General features: G+C 57.4%; 17 protein-coding genes. 15 read left to right on the top strand and 2 right to left on the bottom strand.

The window, feature by feature from the left end:
• The first annotated feature begins 64 nt into the window (after positions 1–64).
• From ABLQ08_RS21305 to ABLQ08_RS21240, 14 genes are all read left to right on the top strand, one after another.
• Entirely contained in the window at positions 65–469 is a 405-nt protein-coding gene (locus tag ABLQ08_RS21305) for a PTS sugar transporter subunit IIA (protein ID WP_022998980.1), read from the top strand.
• 7 nt (positions 470–476) lie between these two features.
• Complete coding sequence (locus ABLQ08_RS21300; RefSeq protein ID WP_352946070.1) at positions 477–761, top strand: HPr family phosphocarrier protein; 285 nt, start codon at positions 477–479, stop codon at positions 759–761.
• Positions 762–872: 111 nt separating this feature from the next.
• Entirely contained in the window at positions 873–2,183 is a 1,311-nt protein-coding gene (locus ABLQ08_RS21295; protein ID WP_352946067.1) for a class I SAM-dependent methyltransferase, read from the top strand.
• A 132-nt stretch (positions 2,184–2,315) separates the two neighbouring features.
• The gene (locus ABLQ08_RS21290) at positions 2,316–2,984 is read left to right on the top strand and encodes a SatD family protein (protein WP_352946064.1); all 669 of its coding nucleotides are present in this window, start codon (positions 2,316–2,318) and stop codon (positions 2,982–2,984) included.
• Between the two features lie 165 nt (positions 2,985–3,149).
• A complete protein-coding gene (locus ABLQ08_RS21285) occupies positions 3,150–3,656 on the top strand; it encodes a hypothetical protein (protein ID WP_352946061.1) in 507 nt (168 codons plus the stop codon).
• A gap of 310 nt (positions 3,657–3,966) precedes the next feature.
• Positions 3,967–5,355 (top strand): adenosylhomocysteinase, encoded by a 1,389-nt coding sequence (gene ahcY / locus ABLQ08_RS21280; RefSeq protein WP_352946058.1) that lies wholly within the window; start codon positions 3,967–3,969, stop codon positions 5,353–5,355.
• A gap of 244 nt (positions 5,356–5,599) precedes the next feature.
• A complete protein-coding gene (locus tag ABLQ08_RS21275; protein ID WP_352946055.1) occupies positions 5,600–8,110 on the top strand; it encodes a PAS domain-containing sensor histidine kinase in 2,511 nt (836 codons plus the stop codon).
• 11 nt (positions 8,111–8,121) lie between these two features.
• Positions 8,122–9,648 (top strand): tRNA (adenosine(37)-N6)-threonylcarbamoyltransferase complex ATPase subunit type 1 TsaE, encoded by a 1,527-nt coding sequence (gene tsaE, locus ABLQ08_RS21270; protein ID WP_352946052.1) that lies wholly within the window; start codon positions 8,122–8,124, stop codon positions 9,646–9,648.
• 46 nt (positions 9,649–9,694) lie between these two features.
• Positions 9,695–10,429, top strand: a complete 735-nt coding sequence (locus ABLQ08_RS21265) for a nucleotidyltransferase family protein (protein ID WP_352946049.1) — start codon at positions 9,695–9,697, stop codon at positions 10,427–10,429.
• Between the two features lie 2 nt (positions 10,430–10,431).
• Complete coding sequence (gene addB / locus ABLQ08_RS21260; RefSeq protein WP_352946046.1) at positions 10,432–13,578, top strand: double-strand break repair protein AddB; 3,147 nt, start codon at positions 10,432–10,434, stop codon at positions 13,576–13,578.
• A complete protein-coding gene (gene addA, locus ABLQ08_RS21255; RefSeq protein WP_352946044.1) occupies positions 13,575–17,087 on the top strand; it encodes a double-strand break repair helicase AddA in 3,513 nt (1,170 codons plus the stop codon). Before addB ends, addA begins: the two co-directional genes overlap by 4 nt.
• Positions 17,088–17,172: 85 nt before the next feature.
• On the top strand, positions 17,173–17,493 hold the full coding sequence (gene trxA, locus ABLQ08_RS21250; protein ID WP_352946041.1) for a thioredoxin TrxA: 321 nt from the start codon (positions 17,173–17,175) through the stop codon (positions 17,491–17,493).
• 147 nt (positions 17,494–17,640) lie between these two features.
• A complete protein-coding gene (gene grpE, locus ABLQ08_RS21245; RefSeq protein ID WP_352946038.1) occupies positions 17,641–18,279 on the top strand; it encodes a nucleotide exchange factor GrpE in 639 nt (212 codons plus the stop codon).
• 241 nt (positions 18,280–18,520) lie between these two features.
• Positions 18,521–19,132, top strand: a complete 612-nt coding sequence (locus tag ABLQ08_RS21240) for a trimeric intracellular cation channel family protein (RefSeq protein WP_352946848.1) — start codon at positions 18,521–18,523, stop codon at positions 19,130–19,132.
• 10 nt (positions 19,133–19,142) lie between these two features.
• On the opposite strand, the gene ABLQ08_RS21235 is transcribed toward ABLQ08_RS21240, so the two are convergent.
• Positions 19,143–19,718 (bottom strand): DJ-1/PfpI family protein, encoded by a 576-nt coding sequence (locus ABLQ08_RS21235; RefSeq protein WP_352946035.1) that lies wholly within the window; start codon positions 19,716–19,718, stop codon positions 19,143–19,145.
• 157 nt (positions 19,719–19,875) lie between these two features.
• Here ABLQ08_RS21235 and ABLQ08_RS21230 point away from each other — a divergent pair, with 157 nt between their 5' ends.
• Positions 19,876–20,259, top strand: a complete 384-nt coding sequence (locus ABLQ08_RS21230) for a VOC family protein (RefSeq protein WP_352946032.1) — start codon at positions 19,876–19,878, stop codon at positions 20,257–20,259.
• Between the two features lie 288 nt (positions 20,260–20,547).
• Here ABLQ08_RS21230 and ABLQ08_RS21225 read toward each other — a convergent pair whose 3' ends face one another.
• Positions 20,548–21,456, bottom strand: a complete 909-nt coding sequence (locus ABLQ08_RS21225; protein WP_352946029.1) for an ornithine cyclodeaminase — start codon at positions 21,454–21,456, stop codon at positions 20,548–20,550.
• Positions 21,457–21,458: the final 2 nt, after the last annotated feature.

The raw sequence follows: 21,458 nt of genomic DNA, 5'->3' as shown, positions 1-21,458 counted from the left end.
CGGCTCCCTGGGTTCCGGTTGGAACCTTGAGCCAACTGCACTCGATAATCAGGCCATATTACGTATGATCGGACTTGTACTTGTCACCCATGGACGTCTCGCCGAAGAATTCAAGGCGGCGCTCGAACATGTCGTTGGTCCTCAGGAACAGGTTGAAACCATTTCTATCGGTCCGGATGACGATATGGAGCAACGGCGACAGGATATTCTGGCGGCGGTAGAGGCGGCCAACTCCGGCAAGGGTGTGGTTTTGCTGACTGACATGTTCGGCGGTACGCCCTCCAATTTGGCGATTTCGGTCATGGACAGCAAATCCGTCGAAGTGGTTGCCGGCGTCAATCTTCCCATGCTTATCAAACTGGCGAGCGTGCGCGCAGATCGTGAGCTTGCGGATGCGGTTGATGAAGCTCGGCAAGCCGGTCAAAAATATATTTCGGTCGCGAGTCAGGTTTTGTCGGGGCAAAATTAATACGAAAATGACAATTCAGAATTTGTTTGAAAAAGACCTGACGATCGTCAATCGCCGCGGACTGCACGCTCGTGCTTCGGCAAAGCTTGTAAAGCTTGTCGAAACTTTCGCTGCGGATGTTCAAGTATCAAAAGACGGGCAGACCGTGGGCGGAACATCCATCATGGGATTGATGATGCTCGCTGCGAGCCCGGGATGCTGCATCAAGGTATGTGTGACCGGCGACGACGCGGAAGACGCACTTTCTGCTATTTCTGAACTTGTCGAAAGCGGCTTCGGCGAAGAGGACTGATTTTCCGGGCAACGGATCTGGCCAGGAGGATCCTTCCTGCTTTGGCTTGCGTCACCCGACAAGTAATTTGCAGGTCGCAGGCCGACCGCAGCAGTTTTTAGATGGGGTATTATGGCGAGTCATTCAAAAGCCCGGTTGATTTCAGCTGCACGCACCGTGCTGGAGCATCTTCACGAAGCGCTGGAACTGCAATTCGCCTTTGAGCTTTGGGACGGTTCCTTCGTTCCTGCTGATGCCCCTCGTGACGGAATGCGAGTTGCTCTTTCCGAGACAGCTCTGACCAGGCTCCTGAGGCGACCGGGCATCAAGACCGTGATCGATCTCTACTCAACCGCGGAGATCGACCCGCGTGGTGGAAGCATTTTCGATTTCGCCGACAAACGGCCAACCGTCAAAGGCCGTGAAGTTCGTAAGCGCCTGAACAAAGGGCTTTTGCTAAAAAACGCATTGCCTTTGCTCCTTGGAAGCAAGTCCAACGACCGATCGGATCAGATCGACGGTCTTGATGCCGGCAAGCTGGCGGATCGCAGTTCCGGCAGCCGCAAGGACGACATCGCTTTCCATTACGACGTTTCCAACGATTTCTACCGGCTCTTTCTTGATCCGAAGATGGTTTACACCTGTGCCTATTTCACGGACTGGGACAACGATCTGGCAACGGCGCAGACTGACAAACTCGACATGATCTGCCGTAAATTACGGCTGAAGCCCGGTGATCGCATGCTGGATATCGGTTGCGGTTGGGGCGCGCTGATCTGCCATGCTGCCGAAAATTACGGTGTGACGGCCGTAGGGGTGACACTGGCGGAAGAACAGCTGAAACTCGCTCGTGAAAACATTGCCGCTCGAAATCTGCAGGACAAGGTTTCGGTTGAGCTGATTGACTATCGCCAGATGGACGGCAAGTTCGACAAGATCTCCTCCATTGGCATGTTCGAAGCCGTTGGTCTGGATAACTACGACAATTATTTCCAGAGCGTCCACCGCCTGCTCAAACCGCGCGGGCTGTATCTCCACCACGCCATAACCCGGCGCGGCAAAAAGGATCTGAATGCGTTCCGGCGCAAGAAGCCTGAGTACCAGGCTTTGGTGCGCTACATCTTTCCGGGGGGAGAGGTGGATCATATCGGCTGGACTCTGACCAATCTCGAGGCCCACGGCTTTGAGGTGCACGATGTCGAGGCCTGGCGAGAGCACTATGCACGCACCACCCGTTTGTGGGCGGAAAACCTCATGAATGTCAAAGACGCGGCGATCGCGGAGGTCGGCGAGGCCAAATACCGGCTTTGGCTTGCCTATTTGTGCGGTGTGTCGCTTGGCTTTGAGCGCGGCACGATCGGAATTTTTCAGACCGTCACGTCAAGGCGCACCAAAGGACTTTCGGGAATGCCGCCGACACGGGAAGATCTCTACCGGTCCTGATCACTTTGTTTCGTCGCTTGTAGTGATTTCGCTTCACTGAGTATGAATGAAGTTTATTAGCTTCAATGGTTGAGTTTGAAGTGTTTTTACTTCATCATTAAGGGCAGGTTTTCCAGGTGACGGGACCGGGCCATGTCAGGTGAATCGAAAAAACTGTCAGTGCTCATGGGTGACGTGATCGGTAGCGAAAGGATGGAACGCAGCCGATTGCATCAGGTTTTCAATGATTCGATCAGCAATGTGAATGCCGAGAACCGTTCTAGTCTCCTATCTCCCTTGACCATAACACTCGGAGATGAGTTTCAGGGAATGTTGCCGAGTTCCGCACTGGCATTTCACATTGCCAATGCGCTGCGCCTCAGGCTTTTGTTTGAAGCCGTTCCATGCCGTTTTGTGATCGGACAGGCGGATATCCAGACACCGGTCAACACGGAATTGGCGTGGAACATGCTCGGTGACGGATTGGCCAGTGCCCGTGAAAAGCTTAACCGGAAACAGGATGCCAACGCCTATCGCTTCTCAATGTTGGGAGCTCCGGAGCGTGAAGATCTCAGTGCACGCCAAACCCTGTTGGATGCCTTTGGCTCGGTGCTGTCTGAGGCGGAGCGCGGCTGGTCGGAAAAGCAGTTGGAGACAATTCGTCTTTGGGGCAGGTTTGAAGGAAACGCCGATCGGATTGCCGAGGAACGTGGTGTCAGCAAACGATCTGTCTATTACACACTGGAATCGGCCGGGTGGGATGATTACCGGAGCCGCCGGGAAGCCTTGCACGCTTATCTGCGTCAATGCGTGACGCCCTGAAACCGGAGGACGCAATACGCTCAACCGTGAAGAACGGGAAAAGGTTGGGGACGTGGCGGCAAAGCCTGTCAATCGCTTTGACAAGATTGTTACGGACCGGCTTTCTATTCTTCTGAGAATTTTTGACCATGCAGCCTCAGTCACGGGGCATTGATCAGGTGCGGCATGCTCGAGATTTTGCTTCAATCGATTGGCTATATCGTCCTGGCTTATCTGCTGTTCGACGTCGGTACCGGTTTTACGAAACACATTCTTGAAATCAGCGGAGCCGGTACGCGTGAACGGGCATTGGCGCGGCGGAACCGTGCCAAACAGGCGTCAGGACATGAGGATCCATCTGCATCTCTATCGCTTGAGCAAGCTGATTTCGGGGCGGTTTCTGACGAAAGCTCTTGTCCGGAGAACAAGTCCGGAAAATATATCGGTCTTCTGGAGCGATTGCTCATTGTCGCAGGACTGGTCTGGAACAACTGGGAGATCATTCTTGCTGTCATCGCGTTGAAAACCGTTGCCCGGCACAAGGAACTCGATGACAAGATCGACGCAGAGTATTTTCTGATTGGATCCTTTGCCAGCATCGTCTGGGCGATTGGCGTTGCTGTTCTGCTTGTCCTTTACGACAGGCATTTTGGATTTTCTGTCTTGCCGACAACCTGGCTGTTCGGCAGCTGACCTGCCGTGATACGCGACTGACCCAGTCCGGAACCGGATTGCGGAACAGCAGGATATCCTGTGCCTGAATGGCGTCGGCCAGCCGGCAGAACGTGGATTGTGGTGCAGGTAAATCGATCATATAAAGAATTCTTTATATCTTTATTGCGTGAAGTCCTTGAGAGCGCTATAACGCCCCCCAACGAATTCCGGATTCTGCCGGAAATCGGCTTGTGGCCGCCGCAACCCGTCGAGGCAATGGCTTCAAAGGGCAGCGGCCGCTTGTTCTAAGCCCGGCGTAACGAGCTGGACCTAACAGCAGGACACTTTCATGACCGACTACATTGTCAAAGATATCGGGCTCGCAGATTGGGGCCGTACCGAAATTGAGATCGCCGAGCACGAAATGCCGGGCCTGATGGCTTGCCGTGCGGAGTTTGGTGAATCCAAGCCGCTCAAGGGCGCCCGTATCGCCGGCTCCCTGCACATGACCATTCAGACAGCTGTTCTGATCGAGACCCTGGTCGCGCTGGGGGCCGAGGTCCGCTGGGCTTCCTGCAACATCTATTCCACGCAGGACCAGGCCGCGGCTGCCATCGCTGCTTCGGGTGTTCCGGTTTTTGCCATCAAGGGCGAAACCCTGGAAGAGTACTGGGATTACGCCGACAAGATCTTCGACTTCCCTGAAGGCGCCAACATGATCCTCGATGATGGTGGCGACGCAACCCTCTACATCCTGCTTGGCGCGCGCGTTGAAGCCGGTGAAACCGACATCATCGAAAATCCGACGTCGGAAGAAGAAGAAGCCCTGTTCGCACAGATCAAGAAGCGCGCGGCATCTCATCCGGGCTGGTTCACGAAGCAGAAAGAACTGATCCAGGGTGTTTCTGAAGAAACCACCACAGGTGTTCTGCGTCTTTACGAAATGCAGAAGAAGGGCGCGCTGCCTTTCCCGGCGATCAACGTCAACGACAGCGTCACCAAGTCCAAGTTCGACAACCGCTACGGCTGCCGTGAATCTCTCGTCGATGGTATTCGCCGCGGTACCGACGTGATGATGTCCGGCAAGGTCGCAGTGGTGTGCGGTTACGGCGATGTGGGCAAGGGCTCCGCTCAGTCTCTGGCCGGTGCGGGCGCGCGCGTGATCGTGACAGAAATCGATCCGATCTGTGCCCTGCAGGCGTCCATGGACGGCTATGAGGTCAAGACCATGGAACAGGCGCTTCCGGAAGGCGACATCTATGTCACCGCAACCGGCAACAAGGACATCATCACCTTCGACCACATGCGTGGCATGAAGGACATGGCGATCGTCTGCAACATCGGACACTTCGACAACGAGATCCAGGTTGCTGCACTGAAGAACACCAAGTGCCGCCCGGTCAAGGACCAGGTCGACATGTACGAGTTCCCGGATGGCAAGCGCATGATCCTGCTCTCCCAGGGGCGTCTGGTGAACCTCGGTAACGCGACGGGCCATCCGAGCTTCGTGATGTCTGCAAGCTTCACCAACCAGGTACTGGCTCAGATCGAACTCTTCACCAAGGGTGATGAATACAAGAACGAAGTTTATGTGCTGCCAAAGCATCTCGATGAAAAGGTTGCACGTCTGCACCTGGAAAAACTCGGTGTCACGTTAACCGAATTGTCGGACGAGCAATCTCAATATCTGGGGATTAACAAAACCGGTCCATTCAAGTCCGAGCACTACAAATACTGATGCTTGTCTTTCAGGCTACTAGATATTGACGGTTGCCTGATCCGAGCTTGTGAACAAAAAAACGCAGGACCCTTCAATTTGAAGGGTCCTGTTAACTTTTCGGTTACGGACTCTTCTGCGCGATTCTCAAAAAGGTTATGGTTAAAACGAATCAAAGGCCAAGAGGCGAAAGTCTTTGATTTACTCCCGGAATCCGGGGGCTGTTCCCGCAAGGCGGGACAATGCGGCGTAAGGGGACCATAACATGCCGATAGGCGGCACAGACGGCGCGCATTCAAGCGCGACGTGGCGAGATCGGAGTCTGAATCGAGTTAAGCTTGGCACCGCTACGATAGCGGGGCTTGGACTGTCGTCTGGCCCGGCTGCAGCCGGCGTGCTCGCGGAAACCACAGCTGCCATCAATCCGGATACCATGATTCTCTTCGGTGCGCTCGGCGGCATGTGTGCCTTTGCCGTGACCGCCGCGGTTTCGCTTGTCCGTCATCGCAAGCAGTCCGGGCAGATTACCGCCACCCTCGAAAAGGAAAAGGGTGATCTGAAATTTCGCGTCGACCGTCTCGAGGCGATGCTCAACACTGATGAGCAACGTGTGATCGTCTGGACCGGTAACGGTGCCATGCCTCAGATTTGGGGTATTCTGCCGGAAAAATCCGGCGTGCCGCGCCCGCCGGCGCAACTGCTGGCATTCGGCAGCTGGCTGACGGCGAAATGCGCCGGTGATCTGGAACGTTTTCTGGACATGCTGTTCCGCACCGGCGAAGCCTTCACGACAACCTTGAAAACCCGCACTGGAACCTATGTCGAAGCGCTGGGGCGCACGACTGGCGGCGCTGTCGTTCTACGCCTGAGAGATCTGACCGGTGAACGGCAGATGCAGGCGGAACTTGCTGCGCGCAATGCCAAGATTTCCGGCGAGCTGCACATGTTGCACTCGCTTCTGGATGCCATGCCCGCGCCGGCCTGGCAGCGAGATGCCGAAGGCAACCTAATTTGGGCCAATGATGCTTATGCCGAAGCGGTCGAGATGACGGATGCGGAAAGCGCAGTGCAAGAAGGCGCCACCTTCTTGGACGCTGCGGCGCGTACAGCCATGGCTGTCCAGCGGACGGAAGACGGCTGTTTCAACGCGCGGATCCCGATTGTGGCCTCCGGTGAGCGCAGGGTCTTCGAAATCACCGATGTCAATGCGAATGTCGGTGGAGCCGGTATTGCCGTTGATATCAGCGAGCTGGAACAGGCCAAGAAAGAACTCGGGCGGGCCGAGGAGTTCCATGGCCGTACCCTTGATCAGCTTGCCGCAGCCGTGGCGATCTACAGCAGCGACCGCAAGCTTCAGTTCTACAATGCAGCCTTCCGTCAGCTCTGGGACCTGGATGCAGCCTTTCTGGAAGGCCATCCGGAAGACGGCGCCGTTCTGGACGCGCTTCGCGCTGCACGCAAGATTCCGGAACAGGCCGACTATCGCGGCTGGCGCAAAAAGATGATGGAAAGCTACCAGTCGCTGGAAGCACGCGAGAACTGGTGGCATTTGCCCGACGGCCGGACGCTGCGTGTCATTGCCAACCCGCACCCTCAGGGCGGCGTCACCTACATCTACGAGAATGTAACCGAGCAGCTCGATCTGGAAAGCCGGTACAACGCACTGACCCGTGTGCAGGGCGAAACGCTCGACAATCTGTCCGAGGCGGTCGCCGTGTTCGGTTCGGACGGCCGCCTGCGTCTCTGGAACCCGGCTTTCGGCCGGATCTGGGCACTTGAAGAAGATCAGCTCTCCGAACTGCCACATGTGAAGGAGGTTGTGTCCGCCTGCACCTTGAGCGACACGGAAGAGGAAGCCTGGGAGCAGCTGGCCGGCAACGTCACAGGGCTTTTGGACAACCGCACTCAAAAGGTCAGCCGCCTGGAGCGTCACAATGGAGACGTTCTGGACTATGCAACAGTCCCGCTGCCCGATGGCGGCACCCTGGTCACCTTTGTCGATGTCACCGATAGCGTGAATGTAGAACGCGCCCTTCTTGAAAAGAACGAAGCGCTCGAACAGGCCGACCAGATCAAGAACGCGTTCATCCAGCACGTTTCCTACGAACTGCGATCTCCGCTGACCAACATCATCGGGTTTGCCCAGCTGCTTTCCGATCCGAAATTCGGTGAACTTTCCGAAAAGCAGGGCGAGTACGCCGAGTACATTCAGTCTTCGTCTTCCGCTCTTCTGGCCATCATCAACGACATTCTCGATCTGGCGACGCTTGATGCCGGCATTATGGAGCTTGATCTTGGCGAGGTTGATGTCGCTGACACGGTGTCTGCTGCCGTCGAGGGACTGAAGGACCGGATTGCGGAGGCCCGGATCAACCTGCGCACACATGTTCCGGAAGACATCGGTGTCATGATCGCCGATGAAAAGCGCTTGCGTCAGGTCCTGTTCAACCTGATTTCCAACGCGGTTCGTTATTCCGAACCCGATGGGGTGGTCGATGTCAGCTGTGACCGCGACGAAAACAACGTGACGTTCGTTGTGAAGGACCACGGATATGGTATTCCGGCCGAAATTCTGACCCAGGTCTTCAACCGTTTCGTCGGCCACGATACCGGAACCCGGCGTCAGGGGGCAGGGCTTGGCCTTGCCATTGTGAAGAGCTTTGTCGAGCTGCATGGCGGCGCAGTTGATATCGACTCCGCCGAAGGCAAGGGTACGACGGTTACCTGCACCTTCCCGGCGCGGCCAGAACTGGCGGACCAGGCCGCTGCCGAATAGGACGCCTGTCAATGGCTGACAACGAACTTCGGCACCTGCCTGCCCCTTTCCTGACTTTGCAGATTCCCGACGAGGAGGGGACCGCACGGCTTGCCAATGACCTGGCCATGACGCTCAGGCAGGGGGATACCGTGTGCCTGTCCGGTGATCTGGGGGCGGGCAAATCCACCTTCAGTCGCGCTTTGATCCGCTCTTTTGCCGGAGAGCCGGAACTGGAAGTTCCGAGCCCGACTTTCACCCTTGTTCAAAGCTATGCTTTCGATCGCTTCGACCTCTCTCATTTCGACCTTTATCGCCTGGAAGAGCCCGAAGAACTGGAAGAGCTGGGCCTCGATGATCTTTTGGAGGCAGGGGCTGCCTTGATCGAGTGGCCGGAAAAGGCCGAAGACCTGTTGCCCGCGCATGCGCTCTGGATCCAGATTTCCCAACCGGACGAGGAAAGTGACGCCCGTATTTTCAGTTTCTCTTCCGAAGAAACTTCCTGGCAGATCCGGATCGGCGAGACACTCCGCATCAGGGATTTCCTGCAAGGAACGGAGTTTGCCGACGCCGAGCGCCGGTTTCTTGCCGGCGATGCATCTCTCAGAACGTTCGAGACGGTGGACACCGGTGCCGAAAATGCAGTGCTGATGCGCTGGCCTTTTCTTGGTGATGCGGTTGATCCGTCTGTTCGCGATTACATGGAAAAAGTGCATCTGGCGCGCGATTGCCGGTCCGTCGTTGCTGTCGGAACGCAATTGCGCCGGCGGGGGCTATTGGCCGCTGAAATCCTTGGTTCCAGCATTGAGGACGGTCTGATCCTGTCTCAGGACCTGGGGCAGGAAACCATTGTCGTGAACGGGAGGCCTGTTCGCGAGCGGTATCTCGCAGCCGTCGACGTTCTGGCGAAGATGCATGGCGAACCCTGGCCCGGCGCGGTCGAGCTGCCGGACGGCGCAAGTTACAGGCTCCCTGCCTATTCAACCGAAGCTCTGGTTGCCGAGGCGTCCCTGTTTCTTGATTGGTACGTTCCCGAAAGCACTGGTACACCCGTCGATGAGGCGATGCGTGCCGAGTTCGAAACACTTTGGCGCAACGCATTGGAAAGCCTTGGAAACGCTCAACGAGGATGGGTGCTGCGCGACTTTCACTCACCGAACCTTTTGTGGCAAGATAGTGAGACGGGCACGGATCGGATCGGTCTCATAGATTTCCAGGACACGGTCATCGGCCCGGTCGCCTACGATGTTGCATCGTTATTGATGGATGCTCGTACCGATATTGATGTCGAACTGGAAACAGACCTTTTCGATGCCTATGTCTCTGCGAGGGAAAAACAGACCGGAGTGTTCAACCGGTCCGGTTTCTCGACAGCCTATGCAGTCATGGCGGCGCAGCGGAATTCAAAGATCCTGGGGATATTTGTCCGCTTGGCCCGGCGTGACGGAAAACCGGCTTATTTGAGCCATTTGCCGCGTATACTGGGCTATCTTGACCGGGCACTTGAAACCCCCGCGTTGTCGGAATTGAAAAACTGGTACCGTCGGTACCGGCCTTGAGGGTTTCTGCGGTTCCGGTACCGGTCGCAATGATTTGAGTAATGCCATGACAGAATCGCGGTTTCGTCCTTCCAAAGCAATGATCCTGGCCGCCGGCCTGGGCAAACGCATGCGCCCGATCACGGCGACGACACCCAAGCCGCTCATCGAGGTCAACGGACAGGCCCTGATTGATCACGGACTGGACCGGCTGGTGGCTGCCGGGGTGAAGACCTGCGTCGTCAATGTGCACTATCTGGCCGATCTGGTGGAAGTTCACGTCAGCCGCAGGAATGATATCGAAATCGCTGTATCGGATGAGCGCGAGCAACTTCTGGAAACCGGCGGTGGTATCAAGAAGGCGCTTCCGCTTTTGGGCGATGAGCCGTTTTTCCAGCTGAATGCGGATACCTGTTACTGGATTGAAGGGGTGAAGCCCAATCTGGAGCACATGATCGAAGCCTGGGACGAGGACCGGATGGATGTGCTGCTGCTTGTTGCCGAAACCGTGAAATCGGTCGGTTATAGCGGACGCGGAGACTTTGAAATGGCGCGCGATGGCAGTCTGACCCGTCGCTCCGAAAAGGGCGTAACACCCTTTGCCTATGCAGGAGCGGCAATCCTGCATCCTCGGATCTTCGAAGACGCTCCCGAAGGACCGTTTTCAATGAACACTCTCTTTGATCGCGCGATCGAAAATAGCCGTCTTTTCGGTGTGCAGATGGAAGGCCTCTGGCTTCATATCGGGACGCCGGACGCAATCCGCGCAGCCGAATATGCCGTGCGCGAGAGTGCTGCCTGAGGATGGCCGAGCCAACGCGTCTCTTTTCCATTCCTCCTTCTGTTCCGTTTCTCAAAACGCTCGTTGATACGCTTGTCGACGGGACATTGGTGCCGGGTTTCCGGCCGGAAGATGATCCGCTGCTTTTGCCAACGGTTACCCTCTACCTTCCGACACGGCGCGCAGCGCGCCTGCTGCCCGAATTGTTTCAGGAGCGATTTGGCGGCAAACCTGTCCTGCTTCCTGTTATCAGGCCAGTCGGTGATGCTGATGAAGATGCACACAGCCTGACCAACGAGCCCGATCTTGAAGCTCTTCCGCCAGCAATGCCATTGCTGGAACGTCATCTTGCGATGACACGTCTGGTGAAGGCGTGGAAGGGCATGCTGAGGCGTGAAGCCCTGAGCTTGCGCTCCGACGAGCCTCTCGGGCTGCCTGCGTCCACCGCAGATGCCGCCTGGCTTGCCGGTGATCTGCTTTCCCTCATGGATGAAGTGGAAACGGAAGAGGCCAATTGGTCGGAACTCTCCGGCCTCGTTCCCGAAGAGCATGCGCGCTACTGGCAGATCACGCTGGATTTCCTGAAAATTGTCCAGGAGGCGTGGCCTGCACACCTGAACGAATTGAGACGCATGGACCCGAAGGCCAGGCGGTCCGCACTGATCCGCCGCGAGGCGAAACGCCTTGCCGGCGCGGCGCATAGAGGACCGGTCATCGTGGCCGGCGTGACCGGCTCGGTGCCTGCAACGGCGGAACTTCTGAAAGTGGTCGCGGGGCTGGATCAGGGGGTCATCGTTCTGCCCGGCCTCGATCAGCACCTGGACGACATGTCGTGGCACTCGCTCGGACAACGGGATCTGCAAGGGACGGCGCAGCGCGATTTCTTCGGCCGATCCGGCACGCTCCTGCCATCGCATCCGCAGTATTCGCTGAAACAGCTTCTGGATCGCCTGGAGGTAAACCGCTCGCGGGTTCGCAAACTGGGCCCATCCGTACCGCAGGATCTCGCCTTGCGGGAAAAACTGGTTTCCGAAGCCCTGCGCCCGGCCGATACGTCTGACGGCTGGACAGAGTATCTTGAAGCGACGCCCGAGGATCTTCGGGCAAGGGCTCTTGAGAAGGTCTCTATCCTGACGGCTCGCAACGAAGCCGATGAAGCATTGAGCGTGGCGATCGCCTTGCGCGAGACGATCGAATGCGGTGAGACGGCAGCACTGATTTCTCCGGACAGGATGCTGACGCGCCGGGTGGCGGCCGAACTTGCCCGCTGGAACATTCAGGTAGATGACAGTGCCGGCCGTCCCCTCGACCAGACCGCTCCGGCCATCCTCGCGCTTTTGGCTGCGAAACTCGCCCTCAATGGCTGTGAACCGATCGACTTGCTGTCCCTGTTGAAACATCCGCTTGCGCGATTGGGACTGCCGGTCAAGGACATTCGGTCAGCGGCGCGGGCGCTTGAACGCGGGGTCATTCGCGGCCCGCGGGCCCGTCCTGGAACCGATGGTCTGAAGCTGGCCGTTGAAGCCAGCCGGGAAGACGCCGGCAAGGCGCACACACCACGCTGGAAAAAGATCCATGACGCGGATTGGGACGTGATATCCGACCTCGTGGACAGGCTGGCAACAGCACTCAAGCCACTTGAAGACCTTGCTGAAACCACAGACCCGGTCTCCATTACCGAGCTTGCCAGACGTCATGTCGATGTGGTGCAAGCAATCGCCGTGGACGATACCGGCTCAACAGAGGAACTGTTTGCGGGCGAAGCAGGTGAAGCGCTGGCACAGTTCCTGACCGGCCTTCTGGAAGCATCGTCAAGCGGCCTGGAAGTCCCGCCATACGAATGGCCATCTGTTCTGCCGGCGCTTATGTCCGGCCAGGCCGTGCGCCGCCGACTGCCGGGCGACCCCAGGGTTCAGATCCTGGGGCCAATGGAAGCGCGGTTGCAATCCTTTGATTTTGTGATCATGGGCGGATTGAACGAAGGCGTCTGGCCGCAGCGTACCCGCAACGATCCCTGGCTGAACCGCCCGATGAAGCGGGACATGGGGTTGGAGCCGCCGGAGCGCAGGCTTGGCGCAGCCGCACATGATTTTGCGCAAGGCATGGGCGCCAAGCGGGTTCTTCTGTCCCGGACTGCCCGAGCTGACGGGGCTCCCACCGTGACCTCCCGCTGGCTGCAACGCCTGACGACCCTCGCAGGACCGTCGGTTACACGGGTGATGGAAGAAAGAGGAGCTGTCTACTCCGGCCTTGCCGCGCTGCTTGATCGTTCTCCTGGACCCGTCCAGCCAGCCAGGAGACCTTGTCCCACGCCGCCATTGGCAGCACGCCCGGCAACGCTGTCGATCACCGAAATCGAGCGTTTGGTCCGGGATCCTTATGCGATCTATGCACGCCATGTTCTGGAACTGCAGTCGGTCGATCCGATTGGTGGTGAACCGGGTGCAGCTGACAAGGGCAATCTCATTCACGATGCCCTGGCCGAGTTCCTGAGCACCTGGACGGGCGCATTTGACGACAGCGCAGTAGCCGCTTTGACGGATATAGGTGAGGACCTGTTCGAGCCGCTTGATGCCTTTCCGGCCATCCGGGCTCTCTGGTGGCCCCGGTTCCAAAGAATTGCTGCCGGTTTCGTTGGCTACGAGGCGGTACGATCCAGGGCAATTGAACAACGCTTTCTGGAAATCGGCGGCGGTGTTGAGCTGAAACTGCCGGGCTTTGACTTCCGCCTGCGCGGTCGAGCGGACCGGATCGATCTTTTGAAGAGCGGCGGACTGTCGGTGATCGACTACAAGACAGGGCAGGTTCCTTCCCAGAAACAGGTCGATGCACTTCTTTCGCCGCAATTGTTGCTGGAAGCGGCAATGATCAAGCGGTACGGCTTCAAGGATATTCCAGCCGATGCTCCGGTTTCCGAACTTCTGTACCTTCAGCTCAAGGGGGGAGCAGAGCCCGTCATCGAGGCAAGGCGCAATCCCAAGGAAACCGAACTTGAAGATCTCATCGAGGATGCCTGGACGAGACTGGAACAGCTGATCGCGCACTATGCCAAGGTGGAGACTGGTTATCGATCGCGCGCCCGTGTGATGCGCGAGCGCCAGATGGATGGCGTCTATGATCATCTTGCCCGCACACAGGAATGGGCGCTTGGGGGAGACGAACCGTCATGAGCGGATTTGAAATTCCCCAGCTGACCAGGGAACGGCAAGATCTGGCATCGCGTCCGCGCGCTTCTGCCTGGGTGAGCGCGAACGCGGGGTCTGGTAAAACCTTTGTTCTGTCCCGCCGTGTCGTGCGCTTGCTGCTGGACGGAACCGATCCGTCGCGGATCCTGGCGCTGACCTTCACCAAGGCAGCCGCGGCGGAGATGGCCACCCGCGTTTTCAAGATCCTCGGCACCTGGGTGACAATGGAGGACGGTGAGCTTGCCGCCGAACTTCGGGACATCGAGGGCCGCAAGCCGGATGCAAAGCGTGTCGCCATGGCGCGCCGGCTGTTTGCACGCGCTCTGGAAACCCCTGGTGGCCTGAAAATCCAGACCATTCACGGGTTCTGCGAATCTCTGCTGCACCAGTTTCCGCTGGAAGCGAATGTCGCCGGACATTTTTCGGTTCTGGATGACCGGATTGCCGCGGAATTGATGGCCGAGGCACGTGCCAGCGTCCTGCATCAGGCGGAAACCGAGCCTGAAAGCGCGTTTGGTCAGGCGCTTGCTTCTGTCATCGACCTGATGAGCGATGGCGGCGCCCAAAAGGCGCTGGACGAGCTCATCCAAAGCCGGGATGCCTTTCGTCGCTGGACAGTGGATGCGGGCGATCTGGAAGCAGCTCTGGAGGAGTTGGCTCATATTCTTGAAGTTGACGTCACCGTGCGCCTGGCGGATTTTGACAGCCGATTCAAAGATGAGTGTCCCTTCGACCGGAATACATGCCTCAGTTATACCGAGGCTCTGAACACAGGCTCCAAGACCGATCAGGCGCGTGCCGATGCACTCGCGTCAGCATCGCAGATTGCCGATCCGACCGGCTTTCGCGAAGCTTGGCAACAGATTTTCCTGACCAGCAAACTGGAACCACGGAAATCGCTGGCAACCAAGAAAGTGGCCGAAGCGTTCCCGGTTATGGTCGAAGCTCTTGTTGGCGAGCAGACCCGGTTGCTGGCTCTTCTGGACGAGCGTCGCAAGGTTGCGACCTTCGAGGGAACACAGTCGCTCCTGCGGCTCGCAGATGCCGTCATTCGTCACTATGAGCGTTCCAAGACGGCGCGCGGGTACCTGGATTTCGAAGATCTTGTCGTCAAAACCGCAACGCTTCTGCAAAAGTCCGATGCGGCGCTATGGGTGCAATATAAGCTCGATCAGGGGCTCGACCATATTCTGGTCGATGAAGCCCAGGACACCAGTCCGCGCCAATGGGAAGTGGTGACGGCGCTGGCGTCGGAGTTTTTCGCCGGAACGGGCGCTCACGAAAGAACCCGCACCCTCTTTGCGGTGGGGGACGAAAAACAGTCGATCTACTCGTTCCAGGGGGCTGTTCCGGCTTATTTCGACGCCATGCGGCGCGCCTTTTCCAGCCAGGCCGGAGCGGCGGAACAGGAGTTTCACTCCGTCAACCTGCAGCTGTCCTTCCGCTCGACACCGGACGTGCTTGGTGCCGTTGACAGGGTGTTCAAGGACGAAAGCGCTCACAGGGGACTGTCCCAGGAAATTGTCGCACCCGTTCACGAGGCCATCAGACGTGATCCCGGCATCGTTGATCTTTGGCCGCTGGAAGCCGAAGCAGAGATCGAAGAACCGGACGATTGGCGCCAGCCGATCGATCATGTCGGCACCGGTAGTCCGATGCTCAAGGTTGCCAAGCGGATCGCGTCTGAAATAGCCGAATGGATGCGAACCGGAACGGCAGAGCCGGGCGACGTGATGATCCTGGTGCGCAAGCGCGGTCCTTTTGTCGAAGCTCTCAACCGGGAACTCAAGCAGCTCGACATTCCGGCTGCCGGTAGTGACCGCCTGGTGTTGACGGACCATGTTGCGGTTCAGGATCTGGCCGCACTCGGACGGTTTCTGCTGCTTCCCGAAGATGATCTGTCGCTGGCCTGTGTCCTCAGAAGCCCGCTCTTCGGATTGAGCGATGAAGACCTTCTGGAGGTTGCGCGCGAGACACCGGAAAAAATCCGGCCGGGAACCCTCTGGCAGATGCTGGTCAAACGATCCGAACTCTCGGAAAAATGGCAGGCCGTTCGCGCCCGGCTGGAAGATTGGCGCGCGCGTGCCGACTTTGTTCCTCCTTACGAATTCTATGCCCGCCTGCTGGGAGCTGACGGAGGACGCCAGACTTTCCGCGCCCGGCTGGGTGTTGAAGTTGATGATGTTCTCGACGAATTCCTGGCCCTGACAATTGCTTACGAACAGGCCGGAACACCAAGTCTTGAAGGTTTTCTGGCCTGGATGGCTGCCGCACCGACGGAAATCAAGCGGGAACTCACCAACACCAAGGGCATGGTCCGGATCATGACCGTGCACGGATCAAAGGGGCTGGAAGCCAGGATCGTGGTGTTGGTGGACCCGGGAGCCGCGCCGGTCAGTGCCATTCACGACCCGTCGTTCCTGCCGCGCATGCGTCTGCAAAACGAATTGCTGCCACCAGCGCTGGTATGGCTGCCGTCCAAGGCAGATCGTACTCCCTGGCATGATGAAGCCGTCGAAGGACTGCGGGACGCACAGGAAGAGGAATATCGGCGGCTCCTGTATGTAGCGCTGACCCGAGCGGAAGACCGCTTGATCGTCTGCGGTTGGGAACCGAAACGCGGCGCTCATGAAAACTGCTGGTATTCCATGGTGGAACGGGCCTTGAAGCCCGAGGCCAGGGAACTGTTTGATGCCGCCGGTGAAGTGTCTGCGTGGCGCTGGCAGAAAAGTTCGGGCGATCCGGAAAAAGATAAAGACCATGCAGGGCACCCGTCAGATGTAAAGCTGACAGCAGAGGAGGAAAAACTGCATGCGTGGCTGGCGCAACCGGTACGGTCGCTGCCGAAGAAGAAGCGCCTGCAGCCTTCCCGGGCGTTCGAGGAAATGGAGGAAAAAGAAGGCGTTACGCCGGTTTCGGCCATTTCCCGTCTTCAGGCGCATAGCCAGCCTGCCTCCTGGCCACTGGAACGAGGCCGTCTTGTGCACCGGTTGCTGGAACTTCTTCCGGCCATTTCGGAAGAAGAACGATTGGCTGCGGCCGGAAATTACCTGAAGCAAAGTTTGAAGCCGGAATTTGAGCACTATCGTGAAAAGCTGCTGGAGGAAGTCGCTGCGATACTCGATTCGGCAACATTTGCGCCCTTGTTTGCCGAAACCGCACAGGCCGAAGTTCCGGTTGTCGGAACGATTCGTTCAAGCGATGGCACCGAAGTGGAGGTCTCAGGGCAGATTGACCGGTTGCTGGTCGATGATAAACGGGTTGTGATTGTGGATTACAAGACCAATTTCAATCCGCCGCAATCTGCAGAGGCCGTGCCGTTGGAATACCGCGCACAGCTTTGTGTTTACAGGGAAATGCTGAAGCAGATTTATCCGGATAGGGAAATTGCCGCTTGCCTGCTCTGGACGGCAGCACCATCTTTGATGGAAATTCCCACCGAAATTCTGGATCGGACCTTTGCCGGGCTGCGTCCTGACGGCACAGCAGCTTGACGACAGGCTTGCCGCTTCCTACGTTCGGGCCAACTGACGCGCTTACATCGGGTAGGCGTGAATTCTAGAACCACGAGATCTTGATATGGCAACCACTCAAGTTACCGATGCTTCCTTTGAGACCGAAGTCCTGAAATCCGATGGCCCGGTCGTTGTCGACTTCTGGGCGGAATGGTGCGGCCCCTGTAAAATGATCGCGCCGGCGCTGGAAGAAATCTCCGAAGAGATGAACGGTCAGGTGAAGATCACCAAGCTCAATATCGATGAGAATCAGGACATGGCCATGAAATACGGCGTCCGTTCGATCCCGATGCTGATCCTCTTCAAGGATGGCGAGCCGATGGCAACCCAGGTTGGTGCTGCCCCGAAAGGCAAGCTTTCCGACTGGATCAAGAGCGCTATCTAACTGCTATTTGCCTGCGGCCGGCCGGCTGCGGACATCATATGAGCGCATCCGGCGGATAAGCTTTTGCTTGTCCGCCGATCCTCTTTGAAAAAGTGGACAACCGGTCGTATAAGCATCGGCAACTAGTTTGAGCCAAACGGAACATTCATGAGCGACGAAAACAAAACCCCGGAAGAACAGCCGGCAGGCGTAAACCCGGAAACCGAAGCTGCGGCTGCGCAACCGGATGCCGCCGAAGAAGCCGGAATCGATCCGATCGAAGTTCTGCAAGCTGAAAACGCGGATCTGAAAGACCGTGCGCTTCGGACGATGGCGGAAATGGAAAACCTGCGCCGCCGCACAGAAAAAGAAATCAAGGATGCCCGGCAATATGCGGTGTCTGGTTTCGCGCGTGACATGCTGACCGTGTCCGACAACCTGCGCCGTGCAATGGAAGCGTTGCCGGATGAGGACCGCAAGAACGCGGATGCCGGAATTGCTTCGCTGATCGAAGGCGTCGAGATGATCGAGCGGGATCTGCTCAACCAGCTCGAAAAGAACGGCGTGAAGAAATTGAACCCGGAAGGCCAGAAATTCGATCCGAATTTCCACCAGGCCATGTTCGAGGTGCCGAACACCGAAGTGCCGAACAACACGGTTGTTCAGGTCGTGCAGGCCGGTTACGTCATTGGCGAACGCGTTCTGCGTCCGGCCATGGTCGGCGTCTCCAAAGGTGGACCGAAAGAGGTCGCGCAGCCGCAGGCGGCAACGGAAGAGGCCGGACAGACGGTCGATAAGAGCGCCTGACGAGCAGTCCGGGATTTCCCGAGTTTCGAAAGCCGCTTCTGCCTTTGGCCGAAGCGGTTTTTTGTTGGTCATCGATGAAACCCGGAAAACCAGGCACGAGCAGCGTTCCAATCCACGGCGAAGGCAAGCCCTGGGCGCAATAAGGTGTGCAGGCACAGCACCTCGATCTCGTCGTTAAGACAGAATTTGTCTGATGGCCTTTAAATGAAATCCCGGAATGGATACGGCTCTGGAGAACGTGATGCTGTTGCAATACCTGGACTATCTTGGCGTTGCTGTTTTTGCTGTAACAGGCGGCATCGTTGCGTCCCGCAAGCAGCTGGACTTCATTGCCTTTCTCTTTTTTGCAACACTGACCGGGATTGGCGGCGGGACCTTGCGGGACCTGCTCCTCGGTGTTCCCGTCTTCTGGGTAGAAAATGAAGGTTATCTGTTCGTCTGTGTAATCATCAGCATTGTCGTCTGGTTCTTCGCTCACCTGATAGAGAAGTTGAACAAGCCGCTGAGGTGGGCAGACGCAATCGGCATAGCAGCCTACTCCGTCATGGGGGCCGCCAAGGCCATGTCGGTCGGTGATACCGTTCTGGTCGCCGTCCTGATGGGCGTATCGACAGCGACATTCGGTGGCATCCTGCGTGATACCATCGCCCGGGATCCCTCGACCATCGTCAAATCCGAGATTTATGTAACTGCCGCCTTTGCGGGAGCTGGGAGCTTTGTCGTGCTTGCTCATCTGGGACTACCGCAAATCGTGGCAGCCGCAATTGCAGCGGCCATTGCATTGCTGTTGCGCGGGGGCGCGATCCTTTACGGCTGGACCTTGCCCGGCTACAGGAGCGGAACCGAAAGCTGATACGCCCGGATCACACCCAGTTCTCCTTGGTATGCTCTTTTCCAAGCAGAAATCTGATCTGTGCCGCCGCCTGCTCATCGACACCGGCGGCAGTCAGAACCGCAACCGCGAAACTGGCCGGAGCAGGTGCCGGTGCTGTGATGATGTTTTCATCCCGTAGTGCGGATGGTTGATCGACGTAATGAGCACCACCCGCGTAAGCCGGAGCATGTTTTTCAAGATATCCGGGCGCGTTTGAGGTGTGCCGCACGTGATCAAGCAAGCCCGCACGTGCCAACACCGCGGTTCCACCGCATATGCCCGCGACGACGCAACCGCTCCCGGAGGCCTGCTGTAAACGCGCTTCGATCTCTGGCGCGGGATTGTTTTCGAATCCTGGACTTCCGCAAACAACGACAACGCCCCGGGTGGGGGCTTCAAATCGTTTGGTGTTGGCGATCGTCAACCCGGCAACCGAGGTAACCTGTCCGCCTAAAGGTGTGGCATAGTCGATATCGGCGCCATAGAAAGCACGCCCGAGCCCGGCAAGAGAAGCTATTTCCCAGTCCGAGTATTGCTCCGTCAAGAGTATGGTGATCGGTAGCACCTTGACCTCCACAATATCTACAATCGGGGCGGACTGTAACAGGTTGTTCCTGACAGCTTCCCGTCAGTAATGTTTTGGGAACGTAGCCCGAAGATGGTGTTTTGATGTGGCTGGGAGTAATGTGGGGTATGGTATTTTTGACAGGGTGGAGGCCAAGATGGCTGAACACGGTATTTTTTACTGGAATGAATTGATGACCCGCGACACGGACAAGGCCCGTGAGTTTTATGGCAAGACGCTGGGGTGGACATTTACGGAAATGCCGATGGAAGAAGGTGTCTATCTGCTTGCAAAACTTGGTGACAAACCCGTTGCAGGCCTGTTCGCGATGAACGGACCGCAGTTTGAAGGCCTGCCGGAGCATTGGTTTTCCTACATTGCGGTAGATGACGTCGACGAGCGCCTGGAGCTGGCAAAGGCCCATGGCGGGGAAATTGTCCGTCCGCCGTTCGATGTTCCCGGCGTTGGCCGGATTGCAATCTTGAAGGATGTGAACGGAGCTGCTCAGGGCTGGATGACGCCGGCGGAAATGGCGGACTGAACGACGGTCGAATGCCAAAAAAGCCGGTTCATTATGAACCGGCTTTTTTCTTAAAATACAAGCCCGTACGTGCCCGACACGTAAACGATTAGTCCAAATGCGATCACCGGTAGGCTTGCCGAATAGGCAAGTGTCGTCAGCATTTCCTGCTCCTTTGCAAAACGACAATGGGGAAAGCGGGCCCATTTTTTGCCTAAAGGCAATACGGGCGTCCTTTCAGGTCCTCGCTTTCTGGTTTTACCCCTGCTGACCCTGCAATGTGGGACATCATGCCAGAAGTTCCAGAGTTTATGATCTCAAAAAAATGTGTGCAGCGAGCGCATAGTCGGCAAGGCCGGTTCCCGGGCCGGGAAGGAAAAGGGTTCGTTGGCCGTAATATCGGCGCCCCGCCTTGCTTCCCTGAGCCAGCTCCTTGAGGTCCGCAGCCCATTCCAGTTCCGCTCTCGGCGGGTTTGAAAGATCGGAGGAAAACAGTCGGGCTTCCTCAAGCAGTTCCGACGGCAGGAGCGCGGTTGTGTCCAGCACATCTATGTGGCACCCGGCAGGTGGATCGAGGTAGGTCAGCGAGTGGTGCGTCTGGGTATCGTGTTCCGGTCCCGCAACGCAGATCATGTCCGCGCCTTCCTGTGCGGCATGAATTTCATTCGTCACACCGATATGAACACCTTCCATGGCAGGTTGGCTGCTAATTCTCTTCTGGGTTTCTTTCGAAGTACCGGCAAGCAGGATCGAGGTGAAATTTCTCACTGCGGCATAAGCGGACAAAAGTCTCGGCAGGCGCGGATCGTCGCCGATGACGAGAAGCCGGGAAGTGTCTTCGCGGGAGAGATAGGCGGCGGCCAAGGCGTGAATTCCCGCCGTTCGCCACGCATTCAGGCGAACGCCGTCGATCAGGGCGATCGGCTGGCCTCCGGACCCGGAAAAGAGAATGTAAAGGCCGGAGGAGAGGCCTTTCTGTTCGGGAAGGTCCAGTGCAAGCGAGCAGCCGATATATCCTCTGGAGACATCTCCTTGCGCGGCAAAGTCCGTCCAGGCCGGTTGAAAGGACAAATGACCGGAATGCTGATCGAGCCGGTCGATCGCGAGGTCCGGAATGAGTGGTGTCACGGTGTTGGACCGGAACGCACGCCTCAGGGTCTCCAGAACAGGCCTGTCCTCAAGACATGCTTCTATTTCGTCGCTGGATATGATCCGCATCG

It is taken from the genome of Roseibium sp. SCP14, assembly GCF_040329475.1.
Taxonomy (GTDB): domain Bacteria; phylum Pseudomonadota; class Alphaproteobacteria; order Rhizobiales; family Stappiaceae; genus Roseibium.
Note: the sequence above shows the minus strand (reverse complement) of the source record. Positions and strands in the feature narration are given on the sequence as shown.